This is a genomic window from Luteibacter yeojuensis, from assembly GCF_000964085.1.
Taxonomy (GTDB): domain Bacteria; phylum Pseudomonadota; class Gammaproteobacteria; order Xanthomonadales; family Rhodanobacteraceae; genus Luteibacter; species Luteibacter yeojuensis_A.
Genome location: NZ_JZRB01000039.1, coordinates 1 through 15,077, shown reverse-complemented (window position 1 = coordinate 15,077; position 15,077 = coordinate 1). Strand labels below are relative to the sequence as shown.

Here is a 15,077-nt window from a genome sequence, read left to right as displayed (position 1 = left end):
TGCCGCGTCATGTGCTCTCGACTCCTACTCGCGGACAGGCACAACATGTTTCGGATGAATCGCCAGATTTCGCTGGGAGGACTGTCCATGACCGAAACCACCAAGCTTCGAAGGTCCAGCCTAGCCATCGCCGTAGTTACGACACTGGTAGCTGCATGCTCAAGCCACATCGGCGCCCCGGACATTCAAGAGAACCCAGCCCCATCGAAGACTTATGTCCTGCTCGTGAAGCTCGACGGCGCGCCCGCAGCATTCGACAAGATGTCGGGCCGGGTTTTCTATGAGGTTACCAATGATCTGTGCGCCCCTGCTCAGGCGATATCAGGCGTCCATGACGCTCCGCGACGCGACATCCCAGTCACGTTGACTAAGCAAGCCGACGGCACGTACACCGCAAAATTCGTCGGTGACCCGTACCTGGATAGCGATTACTTCGGAAAAGGAACGTGTCATTGGGGCATAAATGCCGTCACCGTCGTGGCGACAAAGGACAAGCGAACATTCATTGCATCAATCGGCACGGCCGACCTGACGGCGGAAAGCGTCAGTCGCTTGTATTTCGCCAAATCCGCTTTTGAGAACGCCAACGACCCCTTGAAAGTCGTCGGTTTGCGAAACCCTGAAGTTTTCGCTCCTGGCACAGAAAAATTTACGATCAATATGACGGCCAAGGAGGCCACACATGACCCAGACAACAGATGATTTCGCTTTCCTGGCGGCCGACGTGTACAAAGTACGCCGGGACGACGATCTCGTGCACAACAAGGGTCATAGCTACGTAGTAGTCGATTCCGCCATGGATGTGGCAACTGGCTTCTACGCGCGCACCTATCGCGACCAAGCCTCCGGGGAAGCCATCATCGCCTTTCGAGGCACGGACGACCTCCTTGATGGCGCTGTTGATCTTGCCATGGTGGGTACCCGCCTGAATGCGCAATCAATCGAATCGGAGATGTACACGAAGCAGACGATGAGGGATGCGGCGAAGCTCGCTGAGAAACAGGGCTACTCGGCGCCAGTCCTGGTAACTGGCCATTCGCTCGGCGGCGGACTCGCCCAGCTCAATGCGGAAAAATTCGGCCTCAAGGGAGAGACATTCAACCCCTATGGCATCGTAGGCATGCGAGGTCACGACGTAGGTGGCGGCACGCAGGTCATTAACCACATGCGCGCGACCGATCCCGTAAGCGCCGCAAGCCAGCACTTTGGAGAGACTCGTGTCTACGCTACAGCCGATGACATCGAATTACTGCAGGCGGCTGGCTACGACCGTACGTCGCAGGTTGGCTCAGCAGCGCTTCTCGGGTCCATGAGAGTCAGCTCTCACTCCATGAGCAACTTCGAAGATAAGCCCAACGGCTCAGGCATTGCCGACGCAACCAATGCCCGCCGGTACGAAGACAACCGATCGCTTATCGACAACTTTCGCAGTGACCTGCTGAATCAGCGCACGCTCCTGACATCGCAACTCGATCAACCCGCGCTCATCGGCGTGCGGGCCATGCAAGGGCCGGCCCGCGCCGTCGGCGCCGCGGTGCTGGGCGAAGGGCTCTTCGTCGTGGGCGAGGCGCCCCGCGGCGTTCAGGCAGTTCGAGATGGAGCCGCAAGTGTGGCCGAGGCTGCCCAGCATGCGGCGCATCGCGTCGCGGAGACCTTCTCCGATCCGCGCATGGCGAACGCCTTGGGAAGCGCTACCTACGGTATGTCACCGGCTGCCGTGCCATCCAACAACGCCGATATGCGACGCCACGATCATCCTGGGCACGAGCTCTACGCACAGGCGCACAAGGGTGTCGAGCAAGTCGACAAACAGCTCGGGCGTACACCCGATGCCGCCACGGAGAAAGTGGCTGGCGCGCTCGCGGTCGCTGCGGCGCGCGATGGCCTGAAGCGCATCGACCACGTCGTGCTCAACGAGGATGGGAGCAAAGCGTTTGGGGTGCAGGGTGAGCTGAACTCACCCTTCAAGCAGATCGTGCAGGTGGATACTGCGCAGGCGACCGAGACGCCCGTCGAGGAGAGCTCGAAGCAGTGGATCGCCGCTGCCGAGGCGTACCAGCAGCAGGCTCAAGTGCAGCAGCAAGCCCAGGAGCAAATGCAAGCCCAGTCGCAGGCTGGGCCTCGGCCGCATGGGCCCTGATAGGCCGGGAACTTAAAGTAGCTGTGGGAGCACGCTTGCGCGCGATCGCGCGCAAGCGCGCTCCCACAAAGCCAGTTAGCGGCCTATTGTCGGTTGTTGCTGTTGTTGCTGGTCTTGTGCCGGCACCTGGGGCTGGCCCTGGTTTTGTGCCTGCCAGGTTGCCCCGCTCTGTTCCATCGGTTGCTTCACGGCCTGGGCGGTGTCGATCTGGGCGATCTGCTTGAAGGGTGAGTTGAGGTCGCCCTGGATGGCGTAGGCGCGGGAGCCGTCGTCGCTTAGCACCACGTGGTCGATGCGGGTGAGGCCCTGTGCGTGGGCGGCGTTGGCGAGCGCGCCACCAAGGTTGCGGCTCTGCTGGTCGCTGGCGCGGCCGTGTTGCGCGTCGAGCGCCGTCACGCCCGTCATCGCCTGCTCGTACATGCCGTGGCCCGGGTGGGCCGGGTCGACGAGCGAGGGGGACTTCTGCGCGGCGCGCATGGCTTCGAGGGTCTTGGCGCCGGCGATGCCGTCGTCATCGAGCCCGTGGGCACGCTGGAACGCCTGCAGGGCCGCCTTCGTGTTGCCACCAAAGTCATTGTCGGGCGTGATGGGCTTGTCGTTGGCGCCGCGGTAGCCCAGGGCGGCCAGGCCAGCCTGGAGCTCGCCCACCTTCGGTGAATGGTCATGCTCGCGGAGCGTGCCGGCATGCTGCACGTGGTCGCGCGTGGCGTGGTTCGGCGTGGCGGTGTGGCCGCGTGCGTTGCCAGGGTGCGTGATGTGCAGGAGGCGCTCGTCCTGGCCGTTGTGGCGCAGGGTTACGTCCATGGTCTTGTCGGCGTTGACGTGCGTGGAGATCTCGCTGCCGTTGACCGATCGCCAGCTCCCATTTTGAAGGGCATGGCCTTGGCCCGCCTTGTCCCATACGACCAGATCATGGCCTTCGGCATAGAACCCACGATGCCCCGCCGTCTTCGCGTAAGAACCGCCTTCGCCCAGCGCCTCGATCATCGGCCTCGCATGCGCCGGATCGATGAACGCATCCTTGATGACGGCATACTCATGCGGAAGATTTTGATGCGCCGGATCTGTGTTGAGGCGCGTCGGGTCAATCAATGGATTGGAAACGACGTTATCCCAGGACGCCTTGAGCGGATGATCAGAGGGCAGCGCACGAAGTTGCTGGAACATGGCCGCGCCCTGCAAAGCGTGATCGCGGCCTTCCGTGATGGAGTCGGAATAGTGGTCCATCGCCTGGTTAACGGCATCCACGCTTGCGTATTTGCCATCCGCGATACCCTGCACCATCCGCCGGCCGAGCGACTCATTCTGGTTGTAGAGCTTGGCTGTCATCGTAAGGAGTTTTGCCTGATCCTCTTCCGATGCATTTTGATAAAGGCGCGTCGCCGATACGGGCGTGACCACGCGATCCATGAGGCGATCCACCTGCGCCGTGTCGTGGCCATGCACGAACGATTTGCCGCCGTCGGAAGCCATGAATGCATCGAGATGCGCTTTGACGGCAGCATCCATCGGTCGGCCTTTTTGCGCCGTGATGGTATGCCCGTCGCGGCCCAGGTCGGCCGCCGCTTGGTCCTGTTGGCGCTGGGTAAGCACCCAATCCGGGTGGTTAGCGGTTGCCCATGTTTGATAGGAAGCAACAAGGTCGGCCGCCACCTCGGGATGCTGGCCCAGGTCGGTCTGCAGCGTTCCCATGGAGTAGCCGCTATTCTCGCGCGGCTTCAAGATGACCGACCCATCGGCCTGCCGCTCCTGGTTACCCGCGAGGCTCAGCCGGTAGCCTTGGTCCGCACCCTCCGATGTCACGCCGATGGCGAAATACAGAAGACCGCGCTTTTCATTTTCCGTCAGGGCTGTCATGTCGATTTCCGTTCGAATCCTTAGTTGTCTTCGGTGCAATGCGTGTCATCGGGGACGTGCCCCTGCGCCGGCTTACGGGTCATCACTACATACTTCGTGAATGCACCCTCCTCCTTGGGACCCCACGTGCGATACCAGGCAAGCCCATTTCCTTCGGGGACGACATAAGCCGCAACATCGCTGAATGCGGGGCACACCGGAAAACCGCCGCGCTCTTCGTTGTCGGCACAAAAGCGAAGGTAAAGCCGATCAGCCTTCCACTCGCCAAGTACCTTTCCCTCGTTCTCGCGAACCCGCGTGCCGTCAGACCAGGTTCCTTGTGCCGTCGATCCGCCCCCCGTCACGGTCAGTTCGACGAAGTGTCCGAAATTGCATTTGCTCCTGTACGCCCAATCACCCGCGACGCCTGCGACGTTTCCATGGATGCCTGGGCTGGCCACCCCACCCTTCGCCCGCTTCTCAAGCTCATCGGCCCGGAAGCTGGTCTGGGTGGTGGTGCACTGGTTCTTCACCACGGTGCCGGCGGGCACCGTGCACACGGTGTCGCGGCCGGTGATCCACTGGCGCTCCTCGTCGCGCAGCGCCTTGCGGCCCGCATCGTCGAGGGTCTTGGAAAGTGCCTTGTACGCGGCGTTGAGGCGCGCGTCCTGGGTGTCGTAGGCGGCGGTGGTGTCCTGCGGCGCGGCCGAGGCGGCGCCCGCGAGGCAGAGGGCCATGGTGCCGAGCCACCAGGCGCGCCCGCGGCGCGCCGTCGAATCCTTACACACGAGCATTGGAACTCCTGTTGAGGTCATCCTGTTCCCGCGCGGGAGGTTACCAGCGGGTTTGTGAAGGGGTCCGTGATGACCTCCACGTCGTGGCAACTTGGTCGCACCATACCTCGACGCAGGGGAGATTGGCGCCCGTCTTGGTGGTCGGCGGCGTCTCGGAATATCCGTCAGGGATGACTACCCGCGGCCGACCCGCGCTGGAGCAACACCTTTCCCCGATCGATAATCGCCCGGAATTCCTGGTTGGTTGCAGCCCAATCCACGACATCGACCTTCCACGGTAGATCCGATTCGGAAAATGCCTCGGAAAGTGCCGCTATGACGGCGATGGGCAATGGAGTTTCCGTCATGATGACCAGATCGAGATCAGAAAACGGCTTTGCGGTTCGCCTTGCGCGGGATCCGAACGCGAAGACATCCAGTGCCGACACATGCTTCCTGAGGATGCCGCTGACAATGCGCCATTGCGGCGCTTCAATCTCGATATCCGGTGTCATCACCTCATTCATGCGGCAGTGCGCAGGCTGCCAAGAAGGTGCCTGGCTTCTGCAAGGAAATCGGGGATACCCCCGACGACCTGCAGGGCGACCGCTTCAGCGTAAGTGTGGCTCGTACGCCCGCGCATATCGCGATAGTTGCGCCACGCCGGCCAATCACCCAGCAACAGGCCGCGCTCATTACCCGTGCGGATAAGGTCCTGGAATGTCATGCCATCGAACTCGGCGGGGTTTGCTGACGTTTTCTCGAGGAATCGCTTCAGCATCTTGTGGCTGATTTCATACGTGTACTCGAAACGCTGGATCAGGCCATCGCGAATCTGGTCGTCCGTGATGTCCTGCTCATAGCGCTGCAAGCCCTCGCCAAGCCGCCGCACGGCGCTTTCCAGAGGCGTAAGGTCGAGTGCTTCTTTGTCCACCTTGGTTCTCTCGCGACATGCCAGCCCTAAGTTTCGTGCATTCGGGGGAGAAAGCGGTAGCACCCTGCCGTTAGGCTGGGCCGGGGCCTGGGCCAGCCCGGCCTACGCCTGGCGGGGCTCCCCCGGCACCGCCAGCGCCATGAGCCGCTATCATGTAGGGCCAGCGTGCCACGGGTGGCGCGCACTGCCTACTTAGTTTCGGAAAATCATGGCTTTAGCAGAAGACATTGCCTCGGCCGCGGGGCATACGCCGTTCATGCGCCAGTACCTGGCCGCGAAGGCGGAACACCCGGATATCCTGCTGTTCTTCCGCATGGGCGATTTCTACGAGCTGTTCTACGACGACGCCCGCAAGGCGGCGCGGCTGCTCGATATCACGCTGACCCAGCGCGGCCAGTCGGCTGGCGCCCCCATCCCCATGGCGGGCGTGCCCTACCACGCCGTGGAAGGTTACCTGGCGCGCCTGGTGAAGCTTGGCGAATCCGTGGCCCTGTGCGAGCAGATCGGCGACCCGGCCACGTCCAAGGGGCCGGTGAAGCGCGAGGTGGTCCGCATCGTCACGCCGGGCACGGTCACCGATGCCGCACTGATGGAAGAGCGCCGCGACAACCTGCTGCTTTCCATCGCCGCAGGCCCGAAGGGCTACGGCATGGCCTGGGTGGATCTCTCCACGGGCCGTTTCCTGCTCACCGAAGCCGCCACGCCGGAGTCGCTCGCCGCCGAGCTGGCCCGCCTGCAGCCGGCGGAGACCCTCGTCAGCGAGGACGTGGCGTGGCCCAAGCTGGTCAGCGGCCTGCCCGGCCTGCGCAAGCGCCAGCCCTGGCACTTCGATGGCGATGCCGCGACGCGCGAGCTCTGCCGGTTCTTCAAGACCCGCGACCTGCGCGGGTTCGGCGTCGACGGCCTGCCGCTCGCGGTGGCGGCCGCGGGCTGCCTGCTGGGCTATGTGGAAGAAACCCAGAAAAGCGCGCTGCCGCACCTCACCGGCATGGCGGTGGAGAACGCCAGCGAAACGATCGCCATGGACGCCGCCACGCGCCGCAACCTGGAAATCGACACGCACCAGAGCGGCAATGTCGACAACACGCTGCTCGGCGTGCTCGATGAGACGGTCACGCCCATGGGCGCCCGCCTGCTGCGCCGCTGGCTGAACCGGCCCCTGCGCGACCGCACCCTGCTGCGCGGCCGCCACCAGGCCATCGGCAGCCTCATCGACGCGCGCCGCCACGGCACGCTGCGCGAGACGCTGCGCGGCGTGGGCGACCTGGAACGCATCCTGGCCCGCGTGGCGCTGCGTTCCGCGCGCCCACGCGACCTCTCCACGCTGCGCGATGGCCTGGCCGCGGCGCCCCGGCTGCGCGCGGAGATCGACGGCGTCGACAGCCCCCTGCTGCATGAACTGGTGCAACGCATCGGCGACCACGCCGACACCGCCGCCCTGCTCGCGCGCGCCGTCATCGAGCAGCCGCCCGTGCTGCTGCGCGACGGTGGCGTGCTGGCCGATGGCTACGACGACGAACTCGACGAGCTGCGCCGCCTTTCCACCAACGCCGACCAGTTCCTGGTCGACATGGAGGAGCGCGAGAGAGCCGCCAGCGGCATCCCCACGCTGAAGGTGGGCTACAACCGCGTGCACGGGTATTACATCGAGATCACCAAAGCGCAGGCGGAGAAGGCACCCACGCATTACACGCGCCGGCAGACGACGAAGAACGCCGAGCGCTACATCACCGAGGAACTGAAGCAGTTCGAGGACAAGGTGCTCTCGGCGAAGGAACGCTCTCTGATGCGCGAGCGCGCGCTGTATGAGCTGCTGCTCGACAAGCTCACCAACCAGTTGCCCGCGCTGAAACTCGCCGCCTCGGCGATGGCCGAGCTCGACGTGCTGGCCAACCTCGCCGAGCGTGCCGAAACGCTCGACTGGGCGCAGCCCGTGCTCACCGATGTGCCGGGCATCCACATCGAGCGCGGCCGCCACCCCGTGGTGGAGAAGGTGCGCGACGAGCCGTTCGAACCGAACGACCTGTGCCTGGAAAAAACGCGCCGCATGCTGGTCATCACCGGCCCGAACATGGGTGGTAAATCGACCTACATGCGCCAGAACGCGCTGATCGTGCTGCTCGCCCACGTGGGCAGCTACGTGCCCGCGTCGGCCGCCACCATCGGCCCCATCGATCGCATCTTCACCCGCATCGGCGCGGGCGACGACCTGTCGCGCGGGCAATCCACCTTCATGGTGGAGATGAGCGAGACGGCGAATATTTTGCACAACGCTACCGACTGCAGCCTCGTGCTGATGGACGAGGTGGGCCGCGGCACCAGCACCTACGATGGCCTGTCGCTCGCGCGCGCCGCCGCCGTGCACCTCGCGGCCACCAGCTGCGCGTTCACGCTGTTCGCCACGCATTACTTCGAGCTCACCGAGCTCGCCGGCGAATACCGCACCATCGCCAACGTGCACCTCGACGCCGTGGAGTACGGCGAGCAGCTGGTGTTCATGCACACGGTGAAGGATGGCCCGGCCAACCGCAGCTTCGGCCTGCAGGTGGCAGCCCTGGCCGGCCTGCCGAAGACCGTCATCGCCGATGCCCGCCGCTACCTGGCCGCGCTGGAACAAGGCCATGAAGTGACCGCCGCCGTCGCCGCCCCCGCCCACCCCGCGCCGCAGATGGGCCTGTTCGCCCCGCCGCTGCCCTCGCCCGTCGAAGAAGCCCTGCGCGGCGTGGACCCCGACGACCTGAGCCCGCGCGAGGCGCTGGAGCAGCTCTACAAGCTGCGCAAGATGCTGAGGTAGGAGCCCACACCGTGGGCGACAGCTTTTCTCGAGGAGCAACAGGGCCTGTGGCTCTGTCGCTACACGCGTCGCCCACGGGGTGGGCTCCTACACTGGCGCAGCGACAGGCGTGGCGATAGCTGCGGGCTATCGGCGTGATTCGAACAATCGAATTCCCATGGGGGAACGCGGGGCCTACAGTGCAACCGTCGCGGCGCCCATCGACTCTCCATCATCGGCGCCGTGATGCCTTCCGCCCCGCCTCGAGAATTCAGCAGCCCGGTGGCCGGGGCGGAAGGCGCGTTTCTAGTAGCCCTTGTTGCTCGTGACCCCGCCCAGGCCATAGTGCCGGGCTTCGATCAGGGTCCGCATCAGCACGATGAACAGGTCGGCGCTGAATAGCGAGAGATAGTGCACGCCCCAGAGTGTGTCGCCGTTGGCGTCCAGCAGGCGCAGCGAGCCTGAGCTGGTGCCCTCGTCCACCGACGCGATGTCGGCGAGGGGGATGACGTGGTCCGCGAACTCCACGCCCAGCGAGCTCAGCACGAAGGCCTTCGCGTCGACATCGCTTGGCAGCGTGCGGCGGTCGCGGCGCGCCTTCCGTTCATCATCCGATACGGTGTGGAAGACCACGCCCTCGCCCGCCTCCAGCGCGCGCAAGGTCACGGCGCCGCGCTCGCGCAACTGGCCTTCGATGATCGCGCCGCGCAGGCGGAACGCGTTGCCGACGCTATCGAGCACGTAAGCCCACGGCGAGGCCGCATCGCGGCGGAAGGCCAGCGCGTTGACCAGCCCACCGTGGTGGCCCGTGCGGTAGAGGTAAAGGTCGCCCATCGCGGCGAAGGGCACGAAGTCGTCGCTGCGCGTGCGGGTGTGGTGCACCACCACGCCGCGCTCGTGCAGCGCCAGAACCACCTTCGGCTCCATCGCCTTCCACGCCACGGCGAGCACGAGGCTGATGCCGCAGCACACGGCGGCAGCCGAGGTGGCGCCGGGGTGCGCATCGAGCGGCCCGCCGCCGGCGGCGATGAGTGGCACCGCGATGCCGATGGCCAGGAAGATGGCGGCCATCGCCAGCACGATGGCATGCGCTCGCGTCCGGCCATGGCGGCTGACTAGCCGGCCGGGTGCGATGCCTGACGCTGGAACCATGCGAATCCCTCCGCCGGTGGGGGACGCACCGGGCCCGATGAGGCTACAAAATCACAGGGCGCAATGAAAGTTCTTGTGGGAGCCCACGCCGTGGGCGACATCGTTTCGCCGAGCGCATCAGGTCCTGTGGCTCTGTCGCGAAAGGCGTCGCCCACAGTGTGGGCTCCTACATCGGTGGGTTAGAGGGTCTTTTTCAGGTCCGTGATAAGGCGGCGGTCGCGTTTATCGGGGCGCTGGTCGGGGCGCAGCAGCGCACCGCCCGTGAGGCGGCGGTCGTCGCGGCGGCGTTCGCGCTCGGCGACGCTTTCCGCGGTTTCCTGGTAGAGCTTCTGCGCCTCGGGCGCGGGGCCGCGTTTTTCAGCCAGGCCGGCCACGACGCAGGCCAGCCGTTCCTCGCCGCGGGTGATGCGCAGCTGGTCGCCCACGTGCACCGTCTTCGCCGGTTTGCAGGCGGCGCCGTTGAGCTCCACCTTGCCGCCGTCGATGGCCTGTTTGGCCAGGCTGCGGGTCTTGAAGAAGCGCGCGGCCCATAGCCACACGTCGGCGCGGACGCCTGCGTTCGTCACGGTCTCGGTCATGCAGGCAGTGTGCGGCCGCCCGGGCGTAAACCCAAGCGTCAGGCCGGCAGGAACAGGTTGCCCAGTGGAATCGTGGCCAGCGAGATGAGGATGCCCGCGCCCAGCACGGTATTCGCCAGGCGCAGCTCCAGGCCGTGCTGGTCGGCGAGGATGGCCGCGGAGATCATCGGCGCCATGGCCGCCTGCAGCACGCCCACCGTGAGGATGACGCCACCCACGCCCGCCGCGAGGCCAAGGCCCAGGGCCAATAGCGGCGCAAGCACCAGCTTCCAGCCCAGGCCGGCCAACAGCGCCCCCGCCTGCTCGCGCTGCAGGTGCAGCTTGAACTGCAGGCCCACGGAGAACAATGCCAGCGGGGTCAGCGTCTGCCCTATCTGCATGAGCAGCTTGTCGACCGCCGCGGGCCAGCCGCCGGCCACGCCCACGAGCACGCCAAGCAGGAGGCAAAGGAAGGGCGGGAACGTCAGCACCCGCTTCGCGATCAGCGCGCCGCTGGCGCCCTTGCCTGAATACATCGACGCCACGACGATGCCGCCCGCGGCCAGCAGCGGAAAGCAGCCCAGCTGGTCGGCGATGACGGCCACGGACAGGCCGGCCTTGCCATGCAGGGCCTCCATCATCGGGTAGCCCATGAACGACGTGTTGCCGAGGCCGCACACCAGCGTGAGGCAGCCGACGCGCTGCGGCGACCAGTGGAGCAGGCGCCCCAACACCGCGAACACCGCCCATGCGCCGAAGAACGCCAGCCACATTGCCGCCACCGGGAACCACAGGTGCGCGTCCACGGTGACATGCGGCACCAGGCCCAAGACCAACGCCGGCAGCGCGATGTTCAGCACCCACCAGTTGATGCCCGGGACGATGCCCTCGGGCAGGTTGGCGTAGCGCCGGCAGAGGATGCCGAGGGCGAGGCAGACGAAGAGGATGAGTAGCGCGGACATGGGGAGACGATACCCGGTAGGAGCCCACCCTGTGGGCGACAGCCTTTCGCGAAGAGCTGTCGCCCACAGGGTGGGCTCCTACACGGGCGGGTATGGGCTTTAGCCCAGCAGCACGCGGTTCATGCGCTGCACGAAGCCGGCCGGGTCGGCGAGCTGCGCGCCGGCCGTGATCTCGGCCTGTTCGAGGAGCAGGTTGGCGAGGTCGCCGGCCTTGGCGTCGTCGGTTTCACCGGCGAGGCGCTTCACCAGCGGGTGCCCGGGGTTGAGCTCGAGCGCCGGCTTCGATTCGGGCACGTCCTGGCCGGCTTCGCGCAGCAGGCGGGCCAGGTGCGGGGCGAGGTCGAAATCCGACAGCGCCAGGCACGACGGCGAATCGGTGAGGCGCGCGGACACACGCACATCGCCCACCTTGTCGCCGAGCAGGCCCTTGGCACGCTCGAGCAGCGGCGCGGCGGCCGTGTTCGCGGCTTCCTGCTTCGCCTTGTCGGCTTCGTCGAGCGGGAAATCGCCCTTGGCCACGTTGCGCAGGCGCTTGCCTTCGTATTCGGTGAGGTAGCCAAGCATCCACTCGTCGATGCGATCGGACATGAGCAGCACTTCGATGCCCTTGGCCTTCAACGCCTCGATCTGCGGGCTGCCGGCGGCCGCCGCGTAGCTATCGGCCGTGACGTACCAGATTGCATCCTGGCCCACGGCCATGCGGCCGATATAGTCGTCGAGCGAGACGTTCTTCTCCGCGCCCTCGCCCTTGGTCGAGGCGAAACGCAGCAGCTTCGCGATGCGCTCGCGGTTGGCGGCGTCCTCGACGATGCCTTCCTTCAGCGTGTTGCCGAAGCCGGCGAGGAACGTGGCGAACTTCGCCGGCTCGTCGCGCGACACCTTGTCGAGCAGGTCGAGCACGCGCTTCACGCAGGCAGCCTTGATCTTCTCCAGTTGGCGGTTCTGCTGCAGGATCTCGCGGCTCACGTTCAGCGGCAGGTCGTCGGCATCCACCACGCCACGCACGAAACGCAGGTAGTTGGGCAGCAGCTCTTCCGCGGCGTCCATGATGAAGACGCGCTTGATGTACAGCTTCAGGCCCTTCCGCTCCTCGCGGCCGCCACCCATCATCATGTCGAACGGCGGCTGCTCGGGCACGTACAGCAGCGTGGTGAAGCTTTGGCTGCCCTCCACGCGGTTGTGCGCCCACGCGAGCGGGTCGTTGAAATCGTGGCCCAGCGCCTTGTAGAAGTTGATGTACTCCTCGTCGGTGATCTCGCTCTTCGGCCGTGCCCACAGCGCCGAGGCGGAGTTCACCGTCACCCATTCCGTCGGGTCGGGCTTGCCGTCCTTGTCTTCCGGCATGCGGATGGGGAACGCCACGTGGTCGGAATACTTGGTGACCAGCTGGCGCAGCTGCCAGCCCTTGAGGAACTCATCCTCGCCATCCTTCAGGTGCAGCACCACGGTGGTGCCGCGCTCGGTGATGTTGGCTTCCTCGAGGGTGTACTCGCCCTTGCCGTCGCTCTCCCAGCGCACGCCGGCCTCGGTGGGCTGGCCCGCGTGGCGGGTGATGACGGTGACCTTGTCGGCCACGACGAACGCGGAGTAGAAGCCCACGCCGAACTGGCCGATGAGGCGCGAATCGGCCTTCTGCTCGCCCGAAAGGGCCTCGAGGTAACGGCGGGTGCCGGAGCTGGCGATGGTGCCGATATTGGCGACCACGTCCTCGCGGGTCATGCCGATGCCGTTGTCGCGCACGCTGATGGTGCGGGCATCCGGGTCCCACGTGACCTGGATGCGCAGCTCGGCGTCCTCGGTGACGAGGCCGGGGTGGGCGATGGCCTCGAAGCGCAGCTTGTCGCAGGCGTCGGAGGCGTTGGAGATGAGCTCGCGGAGGAAGATTTCCTTGTGCGAGTAGAGGGAGTGGGTGACCAGGTGGAGCACCTGGGCCACTTCGGCTTCGAATTTGCGGGTTTCCTGGCTCACGGGGCCGTTCCTTCAGGGTAGGACAGACCCTGAATTATGGGGACAGGCGCCGCCAGGAAAAAGGGCGGGGGTGGGAGATGAGTGGTGGGAGTGGCAGCAGGAGGCCACTCCCACCACCCACTACCCATCTCGCGCGATCACCGAGCCGCCTGCAGCGCCGCGATGCGCTCCTCGATCGGCGGGTGGCTCATGAACAGCCGCTTCACACCCGACGCCAGGTGCCCGGAAATGCCGAACGCCTGGATCGTCTGCGGCAGGGTCGTGTCGCCGTGGTTGCCCGACAGCCGCTGCAGGGCCGAGACCATCGATGCGCGGCCGGCCAGGTTCGCACCCGCCGCGTCGGCACGGAACTCGCGCCAGCGCGAGAACCACATGACGATCATGGAGGCGAATAGGCCGAACACGATCTGCAGCACCATCACCGTCACGAAATAACCGATGCCGCCCTCGCCTTCGCGTTCGCGGCCGCCGCTGAGCCAGCTGTCGATGAGCCGCCCGACGATGCGGGCTGCGATGATCACCAGGGTGTTCAGCACGCCCTGGATAAGCGTGAGCGTCACCATGTCGCCGTTGGCCACGTGGCCGATCTCGTGGCCGAGCACCGCGGAGACCTGCTCGCGGTCCATCTGCTGGAGCAGGCCCGTGCTGACGGCCACCAGTGCGTTGTTGCGCGACATGCCGGTGGCGAACGCGTTCATCTCGGGGGCGTCGTAGACGGCCACCTCGGGCATGCCGATGCCGGCTTTCTCGGCGTGGCGGCGGACGGTCTCCAGCAGCCAGCGCTCGGTTTCGTTGCGCGGCTCGGTGATGACCTGGGCGCCCGTGCTCATCTTGGCCATCCACTTCGAGATGGCGAGGGAGATGAAGGCGCCGCCCATGCCGAAGATGGACGCGAAGACGATGAGGCCACCCATGCCCATGCCGCGCTGGGCAGCCCACTGGTCGACACCCAGGAGGTGGCAAACGATGGAGAGCAGCGCGATGACCGCGATGTTGGTGGCGAGGAAAAGGACGATGCGTTTGAACATGGTTTCTCTCTCAAAGCGGCTGGCTATGTGGCGCCGCCAATGCCTAAGTTTTCGGGGCGGAGACTGAATGATTCAATGCCCGGAGGCCCCGCGCCATGCCGTGCGCGGGCCGCACGGCAGGGTGATCGCCTACACTGTCGCGGTCGCGTCGTTGACGCCGTGAGAAACGTCTCAACCTGTGTCACATTTCCACGTATGAGCTACCGCGGACGCTTCGCGCCGTCGCCCACCGGCGTCCTGCATTTTGGATCGCTGGTGGCGGCCGTCGGCAGCTGGCTGGTGGCTCGCCACCACGGCGGCGCGTGGCTGCTGCGAGTGGAAGACATCGACCCGCCGCGCGAGGTTCCCGGTTCGGCCCAAAGCATCCTCCGCGCGCTGCCTGCGTTTGGCATGGCGGGCGACGCGCCGGCGGTGTTCCAGTCGCGCCGCGGCGAGGCGTACGACGCAGCATTCCGCGCATTAAAGGATGGCGGCCATCTTTTCCCTTGCTGGTGCAGCCGCGCCGACCTCGCCGCCCACGGGGGCCTGCACCGCGACGGCCACTGCATCGCCGCGCCCGATGCCTCCCGGCCACCGGCGTGGCGACTGCGGTCGCCTGACCGGACCATCGCGTGGCACGACGACCTTCAGGGGCCGCAGGAAGAAAACCTGCGCGAGGTGGCGGGCGACTTCGTCATCCGCCGCGTCGAAGGCCTGTGGGCCTACCAGCTTGCCTGCGTGGTGGACGACGCGTTCCAGGGCGTCACCCACGTGGTGCGCGGGGCCGACCTGCTCGATTCCACGGCCCGGCAGCTTTACCTGCAGGAACTGCTCGGCCTGCCCCGCCCCGGCTACCTGCACCTGCCGCTGGTGGTGGATGCGGCGGGCCGCAAGCTCTCCAAATCGGACAAAGCCCTCCCTGTCGACCCCGCCGACCCGCTGCCGGCCCTGCGCCAGGCGCTGGCGTGGCTGGGG

Annotated in this window: 13 protein-coding genes; 4 read left to right on the top strand and 9 right to left on the bottom strand. The window is 66.0% G+C overall.

Annotation, left to right across the window (positions count from 1 at the left end):
• Nucleotides 1-87: 87 nt before the first annotated feature.
• A complete protein-coding gene (locus VI08_RS21040) occupies nucleotides 88-702 on the top strand; it encodes a hypothetical protein (RefSeq protein ID WP_157006862.1) in 615 nt (204 codons plus the stop codon).
• Entirely contained in the window at nucleotides 683-2,140 is a 1,458-nt protein-coding gene (locus VI08_RS16230) for an XVIPCD domain-containing protein (protein WP_045830665.1), read from the top strand. Before VI08_RS21040 ends, VI08_RS16230 begins: the two co-directional genes overlap by 20 nt.
• A 75-nt stretch (nucleotides 2,141-2,215) precedes the next feature.
• Here VI08_RS16230 and VI08_RS21035 read toward each other — a convergent pair whose 3' ends face one another.
• The 4 genes from VI08_RS21035 to VI08_RS16210 form a co-directional block, all read right to left on the bottom strand.
• Nucleotides 2,216-3,997, bottom strand: a complete 1,782-nt coding sequence (locus VI08_RS21035) for a peptidoglycan-binding domain-containing protein (RefSeq protein ID WP_052698013.1) — start codon at nucleotides 3,995-3,997, stop codon at nucleotides 2,216-2,218.
• Between the two features lie 20 nt (nucleotides 3,998-4,017).
• Entirely contained in the window at nucleotides 4,018-4,713 is a 696-nt protein-coding gene (locus VI08_RS16220) for a lysozyme inhibitor LprI family protein (protein ID WP_198148978.1), read from the bottom strand.
• Nucleotides 4,714-4,934: 221 nt separating this feature from the next.
• Nucleotides 4,935-5,264, bottom strand: a complete 330-nt coding sequence (locus VI08_RS16215) for a nucleotidyltransferase family protein (RefSeq protein ID WP_045830663.1) — start codon at nucleotides 5,262-5,264, stop codon at nucleotides 4,935-4,937.
• Between the two features lie 8 nt (nucleotides 5,265-5,272).
• Nucleotides 5,273-5,683, bottom strand: coding sequence for a nucleotidyltransferase substrate binding protein (locus VI08_RS16210; RefSeq protein ID WP_045830662.1), 411 nt, complete (start codon nucleotides 5,681-5,683; stop codon nucleotides 5,273-5,275).
• A gap of 208 nt (nucleotides 5,684-5,891) precedes the next feature.
• Here VI08_RS16210 and mutS point away from each other — a divergent pair, with 208 nt between their 5' ends.
• Complete coding sequence (mutS, locus tag VI08_RS16205; RefSeq protein ID WP_232309571.1) at nucleotides 5,892-8,477, top strand: DNA mismatch repair protein MutS; 2,586 nt, start codon at nucleotides 5,892-5,894, stop codon at nucleotides 8,475-8,477.
• A 285-nt stretch (nucleotides 8,478-8,762) separates the two neighbouring features.
• Here the strand turns inward: mutS and VI08_RS16200 are convergent, their stop codons facing one another.
• From VI08_RS16200 to htpX, 5 genes are all read right to left on the bottom strand, one after another.
• Nucleotides 8,763-9,527, bottom strand: coding sequence for a hypothetical protein (locus tag VI08_RS16200; RefSeq protein ID WP_045830660.1), 765 nt, complete (start codon nucleotides 9,525-9,527; stop codon nucleotides 8,763-8,765).
• A 260-nt stretch (nucleotides 9,528-9,787) separates the two neighbouring features.
• A complete protein-coding gene (locus VI08_RS16195; RefSeq protein WP_045830659.1) occupies nucleotides 9,788-10,186 on the bottom strand; it encodes an RNA-binding S4 domain-containing protein in 399 nt (132 codons plus the stop codon).
• Nucleotides 10,187-10,224: 38 nt separating this feature from the next.
• Nucleotides 10,225-11,127 (bottom strand): AEC family transporter, encoded by a 903-nt coding sequence (locus VI08_RS16190; protein WP_045830658.1) that lies wholly within the window; start codon nucleotides 11,125-11,127, stop codon nucleotides 10,225-10,227.
• A gap of 99 nt (nucleotides 11,128-11,226) precedes the next feature.
• Nucleotides 11,227-13,095 carry a molecular chaperone HtpG gene (gene htpG / locus VI08_RS16185; RefSeq protein WP_045830657.1) on the bottom strand — a complete coding sequence of 623 codons (1,869 nt, stop codon included), beginning with the start codon at nucleotides 13,093-13,095 and terminating at the stop codon, nucleotides 11,227-11,229.
• Nucleotides 13,096-13,232: 137 nt separating this feature from the next.
• Nucleotides 13,233-14,123, bottom strand: a complete 891-nt coding sequence (gene htpX / locus VI08_RS16180; RefSeq protein ID WP_045830656.1) for a protease HtpX — start codon at nucleotides 14,121-14,123, stop codon at nucleotides 13,233-13,235.
• A 195-nt stretch (nucleotides 14,124-14,318) separates the two neighbouring features.
• On the opposite strand from htpX, the gene gluQRS reads away from it, so the two are divergent.
• A partial coding sequence (gene gluQRS, locus VI08_RS16175; RefSeq protein ID WP_045830655.1) for a tRNA glutamyl-Q(34) synthetase GluQRS occupies nucleotides 14,319-15,077 on the top strand: 759 nt, incomplete at its 3' end.